At 44.6% G+C, this 12,332-nt stretch carries 8 protein-coding genes and 3 pseudogenes; 5 read left to right on the forward strand and 6 right to left on the reverse strand.

What is annotated here, in order from left to right; all coding sequences use genetic code 11:
* Positions 1 to 167: 167 nt before the first annotated feature.
* A pseudogene (locus AC1HDP_RS06170) lies at positions 168 to 1,109 on the forward strand (IS30 family transposase).
* A 227-nt stretch (positions 1,110 to 1,336) separates the two neighbouring features.
* Positions 1,337 to 3,271, forward strand: coding sequence for a B12-binding domain-containing radical SAM protein (locus tag AC1HDP_RS06175; protein WP_479638062.1), 1,935 nt, complete (start codon positions 1,337 to 1,339; stop codon positions 3,269 to 3,271).
* 108 nt (positions 3,272 to 3,379) lie between these two features.
* Here AC1HDP_RS06175 and AC1HDP_RS06180 read toward each other — a convergent pair.
* Positions 3,380 to 3,579 (reverse strand): annotated as a pseudogene (locus tag AC1HDP_RS06180) (IS5/IS1182 family transposase); the annotation flags it as partial.
* Positions 3,580 to 3,824: 245 nt separating this feature from the next.
* Between AC1HDP_RS06180 and AC1HDP_RS06185 the strand changes: the two are divergent.
* Positions 3,825 to 5,558, forward strand: a complete 1,734-nt coding sequence (locus AC1HDP_RS06185) for a methyl-accepting chemotaxis protein (RefSeq protein ID WP_479639837.1) — start codon at positions 3,825 to 3,827, stop codon at positions 5,556 to 5,558.
* A gap of 179 nt (positions 5,559 to 5,737) precedes the next feature.
* Here the strand turns inward: AC1HDP_RS06185 and AC1HDP_RS06190 are convergent, their stop codons facing one another.
* Positions 5,738 to 5,947 (reverse strand): hypothetical protein, encoded by a 210-nt coding sequence (locus tag AC1HDP_RS06190; RefSeq protein WP_479638063.1) that lies wholly within the window; start codon positions 5,945 to 5,947, stop codon positions 5,738 to 5,740.
* A gap of 376 nt (positions 5,948 to 6,323) precedes the next feature.
* Positions 6,324 to 6,533 carry a transcription antiterminator/RNA stability regulator CspE gene (gene cspE / locus AC1HDP_RS06195; RefSeq protein ID WP_012156476.1) on the reverse strand — a complete coding sequence of 70 codons (210 nt, stop codon included), beginning with the start codon at positions 6,531 to 6,533 and terminating at the stop codon, positions 6,324 to 6,326.
* An 844-nt stretch (positions 6,534 to 7,377) separates the two neighbouring features.
* On the opposite strand from cspE, the gene AC1HDP_RS06200 reads away from it, so the two are divergent.
* On the forward strand, positions 7,378 to 8,655 hold the full coding sequence (locus AC1HDP_RS06200) for an NCS2 family permease (RefSeq protein ID WP_479638064.1): 1,278 nt from the start codon (positions 7,378 to 7,380) through the stop codon (positions 8,653 to 8,655).
* Between the two features lie 237 nt (positions 8,656 to 8,892).
* Here AC1HDP_RS06200 and AC1HDP_RS06205 read toward each other — a convergent pair whose 3' ends face one another.
* Positions 8,893 to 9,282: a hypothetical protein gene (locus tag AC1HDP_RS06205; RefSeq protein ID WP_479638065.1), complete on the reverse strand. Its 390-nt coding sequence runs from the start codon at positions 9,280 to 9,282 to the stop codon at positions 8,893 to 8,895.
* 125 nt (positions 9,283 to 9,407) lie between these two features.
* Between AC1HDP_RS06205 and AC1HDP_RS06210 the strand changes: the two genes are divergently transcribed.
* Complete coding sequence (locus AC1HDP_RS06210; protein WP_479638066.1) at positions 9,408 to 10,583, forward strand: sugar transporter; 1,176 nt, start codon at positions 9,408 to 9,410, stop codon at positions 10,581 to 10,583.
* Positions 10,584 to 10,689: 106 nt separating this feature from the next.
* Here the strand turns inward: AC1HDP_RS06210 and AC1HDP_RS06215 are convergent.
* Together AC1HDP_RS06215 and AC1HDP_RS06220 are read right to left on the reverse strand one after the other, a co-directional pair.
* Positions 10,690 to 11,537, reverse strand: a pseudogene (locus AC1HDP_RS06215) (isopenicillin N synthase family dioxygenase).
* A gap of 141 nt (positions 11,538 to 11,678) precedes the next feature.
* Positions 11,679 to 12,110, reverse strand: a complete 432-nt coding sequence (locus AC1HDP_RS06220; protein WP_479638067.1) for an MAPEG family protein — start codon at positions 12,108 to 12,110, stop codon at positions 11,679 to 11,681.
* Positions 12,111 to 12,332 lie beyond the last annotated feature (222 nt).

The raw sequence follows: 12,332 nt of genomic DNA on the forward strand, positions 1-12,332 counted from the left end.
ATAAACCTGAATTCAGATAATAAGTGCAACGCTCTATGTCAAAGGCTGTTCAATATTCAGGTTAACCCAGAATTCAGATAATAACTGCGACACTCTAATTGAGGTGTAGAAGAAGCCAACTGCTGAAAGTGGTACGCTTTATCTCGCCAAAGTAAAAGAGTATCACTATGAATTATCAACAGTTGACTGAAGCAAGACGATACCAGATTTCCGTGCTTTTAGAACAGGGCTTTTCGATAGCACATATAGCTAAATGCATTCATTGCCATCGCTCTAGTGTTTATCGGGAAGTGAAACGATGCCAAGGGCAATCACGCTATCAGCCTGATATTGCACACGAGCAGGCTGTCACAATAAGGCGTCAGTCGAGTAAATATGCGATACCCTCGCAGCGAATAGAGAGCATCATACTTTTGCTGGAATTGGATTGGAGCCCTGAGCAAATCTCGCAGGTGTTGCGCCTAGTGAAGGAACCCGTCAGTCACGAGTGGATTTAGCGCTATATTGCACGCGACAAACGCCGGGGTGGTAAACTTTATCGTCATTTACGCCAAGGACATAAGCGTTATCGGCGCGGTAAAGTAGAGCAAGCTCCTACCATAAAAAACGCCGTATCCATTGACGACAGACCTGCGATTGTCGATAGTCGAGAGCGATTCGGAGACTGGGAAATCGATACTGTATTGGGTCTACATGGAACGGGAGCAATTGTGACCCTATTAGAGCGTAAGACTCGGTTTTATTTGATAAAGAAAGTCAATTCGAAGTCAGCGGCAGATGTAACGAAAGCGACGATTGAGTTGCTGATGCCCTATAAGGCGCATGTGCTAACGATAACGGCAGATAATGGACGCGAATTTGCTAACCACCAAGAGATAGCAGAGGCGCTAGATACCCAAGTGTATTTTGCGCACCCTTATCGTTCGTGTGAACGTGGTGCGAATGAAAACGCCAATGGATTACTCCGGCAGTATGTCAAAAAAGGCGTTGATTTGAGGCTAGTGAGTGATGAATTGATCGAATTTGCTCAGAATAGAATTAACTATCGACCCAAAAAGTGTTTGAAGTTTAAGCAGCCCGCGGTGATGTTTCACCAATTAGCTGCTTAATTGTTGAGTGTTGCACTTCGGAGTTGAATTCGGGACTTAACCGCACAATGCGGCTTAACAGCTAATGCGCCTTCGCACAACAATAGCGGACAACCGTCACTCACCACTTTGAAGTAGTCGCCCTAAGGCGGATTTGCTAGAATCCCCCCTCATCTTTTTGGCAAGCGTATCGATTGCCACACTCAGCTCGTACTGGGTATACAAGTTTTACTATTTAAAGGCAGGCTATGACCGTTCTTCTAATGACTCCCCCAATGACTCAGCTCAATACGCCTTATCCGGCGACTGCGTATTTGACGGGTTTTTTACGCACTCAAGGTTATGAGGCGGAGCAGCGAGATCCGGCGATTGAGCTATTTCTCGAAATGATGACAGCGCCAGCGTTGGAAATTATGCGCCAGCATGTTGAGCAAAATTTTGAGCATTTTGAAGATGATGAATTGCCAGCGGTAATCGCCCAGTTTCTACGCGAGTTTGACCGCTATCAAGTCGCGGTAGAGCCTGCCATTCGTTTTTTACAAGGCAAAGACCCAAGCTTGGCGCTGCGGATTAATTCGCGCCGTTTTTTACCCGAAGGCCCAGCATTTGACACTATTGCGCAAATGGAAGCTGTCTCTGGTGATGTGCTGCAAGCAGCCTTTGGTAATCTTGGGGTTCAAGATAAAGCTAAGTATCTGGCCACCTTATTTATTAATGATTTATCGGCTGTGATTACTCAAGGCGTGGATCCGCACTTTGAGGTCAGCCGTTATGGTGAGCAGCTCGCCGCGGCGAATCCTAGTTTTGATAATCTCTATGATACCTTGATGGAAGAGCCAAGCTTTAGCGCTGAAATTCTAGAGCAACTGGTTGAAATGTATCTTGAAGATACCCAGCCAAGTGTCATCGCCTTAACTGTGCCCTTCCCTGGCAATATGCTAGGCGCACTTAGAATAGCGCAAACCTGTAAGGCCATTAATCCTGAGATCCCAATTGTCATGGGCGGCGGCTTTATTAATACTGAGCTTAGAGCCCTTAAAGATCCGCGCGTATTTGAATTTGTTGATTTTATTTGTCTAGATGATGGCGAACGCCCTTTTCTAACCTTGCTTGAATACTTTGCTGGCGAGCGTGAGATTGATGATTTAGTGCGTACCTACTTCCTCGCGGCTGATGACAATGGCCAAGCGTATGTGCATTTCAATGAAAATCCAGAGCTTAGCGATATTGCGCAAACCGAAGTTGGTGCCCCGATTTACGATGGCCTGCCCCTAGGCGATTACTTATCCTTATGCGAAATGCTAAATCCCATGCACCGCATTTGGAGCGATGGCCGCTGGAATAAACTGACCATAGCCCATGGCTGCTACTGGCGTAAATGCAGCTTTTGCGATGTCAGCCTTGATTATATTGGCCGTTACGATGCCGCAGGCGCCGATATGCTGGTTGATAGAATTGAGCAATTAATTGAAGAAACTGGCGAAACCGGTTTTCATTTCGTCGATGAGGCGCTGCCACCTAAGCTATTGTTTGCCTTTGCTAAACGTCTAATTGAGCGCAAAGTTGTGATCAGTTGGTGGGGCAATATTCGCTTTGAACGTACCTTTAGCCCAGCGCGTTGTCAGTTGCTGGCAGATTCTGGCTGTATTGCCGTGAGCGGTGGCCTTGAAGTCGCGTCAGATAGACTATTAAAGCTGATGAAAAAGGGCGTGAGTGTCGAGCGCGTAGCGCAGGTCACTAAAGCCTTTAGTGATGCCGGCATCTTAGTGCATGCCTATCTCATGTATGGTTTTCCAACTCAAACCGAGCAAGAAACCGTTGATGCGCTTGAAATGGTGCGCCAAATGATGCAGCAAGGCTGTTTCCAATCGGCTTACTGGCATAGGTTTGTGGCCACGGTTCACAGCCCTATTGGTAAAAACCCCGAGCAATTTGGCATTACCTTAGCGCCGCGCCCTGAGATTTTATTTGCTGAAAATGACGTGGAATTTTACGACCCCACAGGCACAGATCATGACATGCTTGGCGATGGCCTCAGAAAGGCCATTTATAACTACATGCATGGTATTGGCTTTGATCAACCTATGAATTTTTGGTTTGATAACAAAGTCCCGCGCACGCAAATGAAAAAAGATTTCATCGCCAGGGCGATTACTAATCTAATCGACAGCAATGAGCAGTAATCAATAGCCATGAGCGATTGTTAATTGCCGTGAGTGCTAATAAACAGGGGTGAACAGGTGAGTTAATGCCACATCCATCAGTTGAAACCGCAAATGAATAAAGCCTTAGGTTGCACCGAGTGACAACGTAATGAGCCCTTTGAGCATTAGAGCCGTTTCAATGGTGGTATGACTGAACTGCAAGCCTCGACTACAACACAGTAATGTTCTTTGCAATGCCAAGCATTAGTGAACCTGTAATCACCTCGGTTCACTAATGCTTGGCTGTTCTGGTGCCTGTGAGTTATTTTGCGCAGCGATCCCCCCACGCAGTCTTTCTCGTATTAATGCTTACAGCAACAAATCACTGTGTTAACAGATGGTTCCTTCGATTGACGCGACAAGCCGTTAATATCCTCAAAACGGCTCATGGAGTCGTTTTTTTGACATCGAACGCTGCTGCCACGCTCTGATATCAAAAATTTTGTTTTCATTTTAAATGAGTTAATTAAAACTATTACAGTTAGCATTTGTCCACTACGCTTAATCCATAGCAGCCCATGGATGAGCAATGATGAATACAAAAACAATAATGACTGTGGTATTCGTGGCGATCGCCACAGCAGCATTGATAACTGGTGGCCTCAGTATTAATGTAAACCAAAAAATTGAGGACTTTGGCAAGGTGGCTAATATCCGCTACCAGTCTTATCAAATTGCCGACGAACTGCGTCAATCCTCAGATGATCTCACGCGCTTAGCGCGCACCTACGCTCTTACCGGCGATGAAAAATACGAAAAAATGTATATGGATATTCTGGCTATCCGTAATGGCGAAATACCAAGACCGCAGCAATATCATCAAATCTATTGGGATCTTGTACTTAATCATGGCGACAAGCCTAAAGCCGATGGCAGTCCAGTGGCGATTAAACAAGAAATGAAAAAATTAGGGTTCTCGGACACTGAGTTTGCGCTACTTGAACAGGCGCAAGCCAATTCTGATGCCTTAGTGGCGCTCGAGGTTAAGGCGATGAACGCGGTCAAAGGTATTTTTCAAGATCCCAGCAGTCAAACCTATAGCATTCAAGGTGCACCTGATTTAGTGATGGCGAAAGACCTATTACACAGCAATCAATACCATGTTGAAAAAGCGAAAATCATGGCCCCCATAGATGATTTTTTTACCGCGTTGGATAACCGAACTTCCGAACAATTTACTAATAATTTTAGTGGGTTACAATGGGCGTTATACTTGGCTCAATCGGTGTTAGCTATGATGTTCGTCATTGCCATTATGGGCTACCTATTGATCAATCGACGCGTGGTTGCGCCACTAGTCGCCACCAGCAAGCAACTGCATGATATTCAAGAATCTAAAAATTTAAACCAACGGATCACAGTCGCTACCGAAGGGGAAGTCGGAGAGATTATTACCCAAATCAATATCTTCATTAGTTCACTGGCTAATTCGTTATCGACAACAGAGCTGGCAGCCAAATCAATTGCTTTGTTGGCCAAAGAAACTAAGCAATCGATTGTAGAGTCGCAGCGGAGTTCCTCACTGGTGGCCAAAGAAGTGGACACGAGTAGGATAGCCGTAGGCGACATGACGCAAACCATGGCTGGCGTCAATCACTTCACACTCAATGCCAAGCAACGTGCGACCGAAAATCAACATAAGGTTGTCGAGGGTCAATCCACCTTAAAGCATGCTATTGACGCCATGTTGGTATTAGATAAAGAGTTCTCGCAAACCGAACAGGCTATGGAGCACTTGGTCGATGAAAGCAGCCAAGTGACTAAGGTGTTAGGGGTGATTAAATCCATTGCTCAGCAGACGAATCTGTTGGCGTTAAATGCGGCAATTGAAGCGGCGCGGGCTGGTGAGCAAGGGCGCGGTTTTGCGGTCGTTGCCGATGAAGTGCGCTCATTAGCACAAAGAACCCAAGACTCAACGTTAGAGATTGATGGCATTGTCGACAGTTTACTTAATCGCACGAATCAAGTGTCTAGATCTGTTTCCCAAGCCGCGGGCATGATGCAAAATGCTGGCGCTGAAATGAAACGTATTTCAGCGGTATTTGATGACATTAATGACTCCACCGATGCTATTCATAACTTAAACAGTGAAATTGCGGTATCCATTGAGGCGCAAACCCAAGTATCTAAAGAGATCAGTACGAGCATGAAGCTGGTGGGAAATCATTCTCAACAAGTGTCAGCCATCATCGACAAGATTGATGCGGCCTTCAATGAATTGGAAAGCCAAGCCAATAGCTTAAGTCGAAACGCCAGTCAATATTAGCGCTAGCGAGATGGTTTAGCTGACATCTCCTTACTGGCAGTGAGATAAGTGATGAATGCCTAATGGCAGCAAGCGATTCAAGAGCGCATGTTCTTATTGTTTTATAGTGAAAGGCTGGGTTGTCACTTTGTTGTCAAAAAGACGGGCGTTAATGATAGGGGCTAACCCAAGTTGCTTTACTAATGAGTAGCCGAAAAGTGACCGATAAGCTCGTTATTACCATTGATTATCTGACCTTGGCAGGTTTCATCACAATAGATAAAGTCTATATCTCTGTCTTCGACATTACCTTTCACTAGCACATGACGCAAAAGTACATCACCATTGAGTTGATGGATTAGTGCATCCCAAGAGATGTTATTTTTAAAAATATTAAAACTTACTCGCATTTATTACCTTTTGTTTTTTAGTTTATACAGTTTTGATGGTTGAACGACAGTCGTTTTAAACCAAAGAGATGAGATATCGTTAATGATGCAGAATAATAATTAATACTTAACATCAGTCATAAACTTATTTTAAGTGTTAATTATCAAAATATAGCGAACAATTAGAAAGCGTATTGATATATACAACAGGCAGATAAGGGAATGTTAATATTTTCGCAGATAAAATATAAATGTGGATTAACGTTTTATTGTTGCAGTTGATTGTTAAGGTAGATGAATTATCGATTACTTTATTAACTCTGGTCTTAAACGTTAGTGTTTTGCATGCTTTTTGAGTGACGTAAATGGCATATACCATTTACGTCTACTTACGAAATTACAGCGCGATTACGTTAGCTGCTTGCAGGCCTTTTTGACCTTGCTCTACTTCGAAAGATACTTTCTGGCCTTCAGCCAAAGTTTTGAAGCCGTCAGAAGTGATTGCACGGAAGTGAACGAATACGTCAGCACCGCCATTGTCTTGAGTAATAAAACCAAAACCTTTCTCTTCGTTAAACCACTTTACGATACCAGTTGTATTAGACATTATGTGTCCCTTATATTTAATTAAAAAAATTTCGCAAAATGCGATGCACTGAAAAATTGAATTATTTAATGTGATGATGAAGATAAGGGAAAACTGAGGATAACAACAATAACGAAGGAATTCTGAGGTTTTACTTTTTACTTATGTTTCATTAATCACTCTCAATAGCATAGCGAGGCAAATATTACTCGATAATTTATTTTTGTCCACATATATTTTTAGTGTTAAGCATAATCGTGGCTAAGTGACTGCTCTGCGACAACCCCAAAACACAAGTTCTGACATAGGGTTGTCACCGCCAGATACTATTACTGGGTACTGGGACTATAGACAGTGCAATTGTCTAAATTGGCGTTACAAAAGTTATCGTGCCTATTATGCTTCGTACTGCTGTATGCTTCATACCAAAGCAATTCGTTACCAGATCCCCAATTGTGAAAAGGCGTTCTAATCCCATATACACCATCCCAATTCGGTACTTTTATTACAAATTTGGGATAAAAAGTGACTTTGCTCCACTTTTTTAAAATCAGTCATATTACAGTAACGGTTTTTTACGTACCCGTTCTCTTTTAATACAGCTTTACAATTAGCTTCAACTGGCTAGCGGGCTATTTTGATAAGAAACAGTGATATTGCTCACGCATTAAGTCACCATGATCGAATTTTACATCCACTTGAGGTTTAATTAGCTAAGATCCACTGGCTTATTGTCGATGGTTTTTTTTTTAAACCGAGCTAACCCTTCATGCAACTTCCGCAAAGTTCCTCCGTTAAGAACGCACCAGACATAAATTACCAACCTACGTCTAGATTTGGCCAATTACTGAACCGTATATTCGCCTTGAGCGCAAATCGCACCTCGCCATCAACCGAAGTGGTCGCCGGTTTCACAACTTTTATGACCATGGTGTACATAGTATTCGTTAACCCGCAAATTCTAGGGGCCGCGGGCATGGACACCAAAGCGGTGTTTGTGATCACTTGTTTAGCGGCAGCGCTAGGCAGTATCTCTATGGGTCTGATTGCTAATTTGCCGATTGCCTTGGCGCCGGCCATGGGTCTGAATGCCTTCTTTGCGTTCTCAGTCACCCTCGGCATGGGCGTCAGCTGGCAGGTTGCTATGGGCTCGGTATTCTGGGGCGCCGTAATTTTTGCCCTAGTGTCAGTTGTTGGGTTACGTCAATGGCTACTGGAGAATATTCCTGCGGGTCTAAGAACCGGGATCCCAGCCGGTATTGGCTTGCTGATTGCGCTGCTCGGCTTTAAGAACAGTGGGTTGGTGGTGGCCGATCCTAATACTTTGGTAAAAGTGGGTGAATTAACCTCATTGCCTGTGGTGCTGGGCTCTTTAGGCTTCTTTATCATCATTATCCTGGCCTACCGTGGCGTCAATTCAGCTGTGCTTATTTCAACCCTAGTGGTCACCCTGTTGGCGGCTTTGTGCGGTGATGTACAGTTTAGCGGTATCGTCTCTATGCCACCGGCCATCGGTCATGTCTTTGGTCAACTGGATCTGAGTGCCATTTTGGATATTGGCCTAGCTGGGGTGATCTTCTCCTTCGCACTAGTGAGCATGTTTGATAGCTCAGGCACCATGATTGCTGTGACCGAGCGCTGCGGCATCAACGATGACAAGGGCCGCTTCCCTAATATGGGCAAAGCGCTGCAAGTAGACTCACTCAACAGTGTGGCCGGCGCCTATATGGGCACCTCCAGTGTCACTGCCTATATTGAAAGCTCCTCTGGTGTTGCCGTGGGCGGCCGTACAGGCTTAACCTCAGTCGTGGTGGGTTTACTGTTCCTTGGGGTGATCTTCTTGTCGCCACTGGCAGCGATGGTACCTGCCTATGCCGTAGCCGGAGCACTTATCTACGTTGGCGTGATGATGACCGCCGGCCTGACCAAGGTAAAATGGAACGATCTGAGCGAAGCGGCTCCCGCTTTTATCACTGCAGTGATGATGCCATTTACCTTCTCGATTACCGAAGGTATTGCTGCCGGCTTTATCAGCTACTGCGTCATCAAAGCTGGCTGCGGAAGATGGCGTGACATTCACCCTTGCGTCGTCGTGGTTGCAATATTGTTCTTGATTAAGTTCATCTTTATCGATGGCCATTAACAGTTTGCTTTAACTGCATACAACCACGCCGCAGGCCTTAATGCCAGCGGCATGGTTGTATTTGTCGGTAAATGTATGGCTTCTTTGGTTGGTAGCCTAATGGTACAACTCTTGGACTTGGTCGCGACTACACGCCGCCTATCCTTATTTAGTTTTAAGCAATTATTTACCGACTTTATCTACAGCTTTCTTTGCTAAATCTAATAGTTCAGATGCTGGTAAGTCTTTCTTTGGATTTTACTTTTCCAATGTTGAGCTTGGATTGAATTCGATTGTGTTGATCGTAGTTTTTGCTAACTGCACAAGAAGTGAGTCTTTTTTATCACTTTCAGCAAGTTTTTCTATTTGTCGCTGATGACCAACAAAGGTTTTAGTTACAGCTTCTTTATGTGCGTATTCTTGTTCAAGGCGCTTATTTTGCGCTTGTTGCTTGCTAGCAAAAAGGGCAAGCCATATCAATGGACCAAAGACCATTAACCGTTTGCCTAAATCATACAAATACTGTGATCCTTGGGTTGAAATTGAAACTGCATCCAAGCCAAGATAAATCATAAACCCAATAGTCAAAATGAATAAAAAAGCCCAACAATTTTTAATGCCACTACGAATCCAATATTTCGTAACCAATAAGAAATCAAAAGCTAAAAACTTTTCACTCGCTCACACAATCAAGATTAATGCGCGCTTGCTCTCGCCTTGATGATTATTTGCGCCTACACTGGCCGACTTTTCTCAAATGGATGAATGGCTTAATGAAACAAGGTCTCAGCGCGTGGGCGCCGATCATTTTACTGGCACTAACCGCTTTTGTGTTTGTCTCGACTGAATTTGTGCCTGTGGGCATTTTAGCGGCGTTGGGGCAGAGTTTTGGCATGAGTGCGGTGGATGTCGGCCCAATGCTAACGGTTTACGCAAGCGTTGTCGCCCTCGCCTCCTTGCCAGCTGTGCTGCTGTTTGCCCGTTTCGAGCGTAAAAAGTTATTGCTGGGATTAATGGCCATCTTTGTAGTTAGCCACGCCATTTGCGTGTTTGCGCCAAGTTATGACGTCTTATTATCCGGCCGTATCGGCATAGCCTTTACCCATGCGTTATTTTGGGCCATAGCGCCAGCGCTTGTGGTGCGTCTCGCCCCGAATAATCAAGGCGCTAAAGCCTTAAGTATTTTTGCTACTGGCGGCGTATTGGCGCTAGTGCTAGGCATTCCACTCGGGCGCGTGATAGGTCAGTTGATTGGCTGGCGCAGCATCTTTGCCTTAATCGGGCTATTTACCTTTATCATGATGTTACTGCTGTGGCGCGGCCTACCTAAATTACCTGCAACCCATGGCGGCAACTGGCGCAGTTTACCAAGCTTAATCAAAAATAAAGCACTGATAAGCTTGTTTGTATTAACCGTGTGTTTAGTGACGGCTCACTACAGCGTTTACACCTATTTAGAGCCGCTCTTGCAAGAACACTTTGGCTATTCTGCTGGCATTACTACCTTAGTGTTGCTGATATTTGGCGCGGCGGGCTTAATCGCTAGCGTGCTATTTAGCCATTTCTATGGCAATCACGGCCAGTCATTAATCATAGGGGCCATAGCCGCCATAGGTTCGTGCATGGCTATGCTTCCGACAGCGGCGCAAAATCTCACGCTACTTGTGCCCTTGTGCATTATTTGGGGCACCGCCTTAATGTTATTGTGTTTATCATTACAAGCTAAGGCATTGAAATTAGCGCCAGAAGCCACCGATGTCGCTATGGCAATCTATTCTGGCTTATTTAATGTCGGGATTGGTAGCGGCGCGCTAATTGGCAGCCTAGTGGCGATTAACTATGGGGTGCAAAACAATGGTTATTGGGCAAGCGGCTTAATCCTTATCGCTATTATTCCACTGAGTTATTTTATCAAATTAAGACGCCAGCAAGTCGCTCATGCCATGTAATGTGTAATGCAATCTAGTATGTAATGCTATGTAAAGAGATGCGGCTTAAATGAATGTCAGGCTGTGGCAAGTATTAAAAAATACTTGCCACAGCCTGATTAATAGCTTAAATCAGCCCTAGTTCGCGCAGGCGCTCCATTAAGTAAGAGTCCGCCGTATAGCGCTCAGATAGCACCACCTCAGGCTTAGGGTGTAAAAATAGCGGCAAAGATAAACGTGAATGCTGACTACGCTCACCACTTGGATTGATCACTCGGTGAGTCGTCGATGGAAAGTATCCACCTGAGGCTTCTTGCAGCATGTCGCCGATATTAATGATCAAGTTACCAAAATCACACGGCACATCTAACCATTCCCCATTTTTAGCCAGCACCTGCAAACCAGGCTCATTGGCCGCCGGTAAAATAGTTAATAGATTAATGTCTTCATGGGCAGCAGCGCGAATAGCGCCAGGCTCTTCCACACCTGTCATTGGCGGGTAATGCAAAATACGCAGTAAGGTCTTGTGGCTATCTTTAATCATCTCAGATAACGCCATGGATAAATTGGCCTGCACTGCTGCTGGCGCATAGGCCTCAACCCAAGCTAATAACTCGGCGGCAAAGGCGTTGCTGCGCTGATAATAATCAAGAATTTGCTCAAACAATTCAGGCGGGATCTTGCCCCACGGATAGACATGAAAGTACTCTTTAATGTCTTTAACGCTATGGCCTTTAGCGGTTTCTGACACGCTAGCAGGAAAGTAACCATCTTGACATCTTGAGTTGCTGGTGAAAACTCAAATTGATATTTGCGTTCTGAATTAAAAAACTCTTGCTACTGTTGATAAATAGATTCAACTAATTCTTGCGGAATAGGATGGTTTTTAAGAACCCCAAAGCCAGTTTCATGTAAGGATTTCACGAATAGCTCAGCGGCATTGTCAGCTTGATAATCGACTGTTTGCAATGTCATAAATGCTCTTTGATAATATTAAAACGAGGGCGATTGTAAAGCTAAACCCTAACAAGGCAAGCGCAATTAGGCGCTTGCGGTTAAGTGCTTACTATCAACATGAGCTAAGCCAATGAAGTTACTAAGTAATTACTAATATTGCTAAGCCATGGATTGCGTGGCCAGCGTGATTACGCACAGCAGTAATAGCGCTATGTTGGCCAGCATTGCCAGTAAGTAGAAGTAACTACGCGGGCTGGGATTTTTCTCAGTGGCTATCACGTAATACAGCCACATATGCACAAGGCGCGCTAACGCCATAACCCAAATCAGCGCGGCAGTCGCGGCCGCATTAGCGCCGACTAATATCGCTAACAAGGCGCAGCCCAGCATAGGCGTGATATTTTCCAGTGAGTTAGCAAAAGTGCGGTTTGAGCGAAACACAAATGATGCGTGACTTAAAGACGCATCGATTTTACCTGGAATGGCACCAGGTTGTGATGCCTTACTAAAGGCGGCAACTAAGGCTTGCACCAATAAGGTGGCTATCAATACAACTATGCCCCAAAAGGCCCAAGTGTAAGCACTAAACATACTATTTCCTTAAAAAAAGAGGATGGCATTAACGGCAATAAGCACATAAAACTTAAGCATATAAAACTTAAGCGCAGCCGTAGTTCATAACCTAAATTAGATCCAAGATATCAACGCATTAGGTTAAGAGCAATTAGAGTGTTTCAGCTAATACCCTTGTGATGCATTGATTGGAGTCTATCTTTCTTCTGTTTTCACCTAGCTTTCCGATGTTGGCACATG

The sequence above is a fragment of the Shewanella sp. ISS20 genome (assembly GCF_056522965.1).

What these genes read in the sequence shown, in the direction of transcription:
- AC1HDP_RS06175 (WP_479638062.1), top strand. Translation starts at nt 1,337, where the DNA reads ATGACCGTTCTTCTAATGACTCCCCCAATGACTCAGCTCAATACGCCT.
- AC1HDP_RS06185 (WP_479639837.1), top strand. Translation starts at nt 3,825, where the DNA reads ATGAATACAAAAACAATAATGACTGTGGTATTCGTGGCGATCGCCACA.
- AC1HDP_RS06190 (WP_479638063.1), bottom strand. Translation starts at nt 5,947, where the DNA reads ATGCGAGTAAGTTTTAATATTTTTAAAAATAACATCTCTTGGGATGCA.
- cspE (WP_012156476.1), bottom strand. Translation starts at nt 6,533, where the DNA reads ATGTCTAATACAACTGGTATCGTAAAGTGGTTTAACGAAGAGAAAGGT.
- AC1HDP_RS06210 (WP_479638066.1), top strand. Translation starts at nt 9,408, where the DNA reads ATGAAACAAGGTCTCAGCGCGTGGGCGCCGATCATTTTACTGGCACTA.
- AC1HDP_RS06220 (WP_479638067.1), bottom strand. Translation starts at nt 12,110, where the DNA reads ATGTTTAGTGCTTACACTTGGGCCTTTTGGGGCATAGTTGTATTGATA.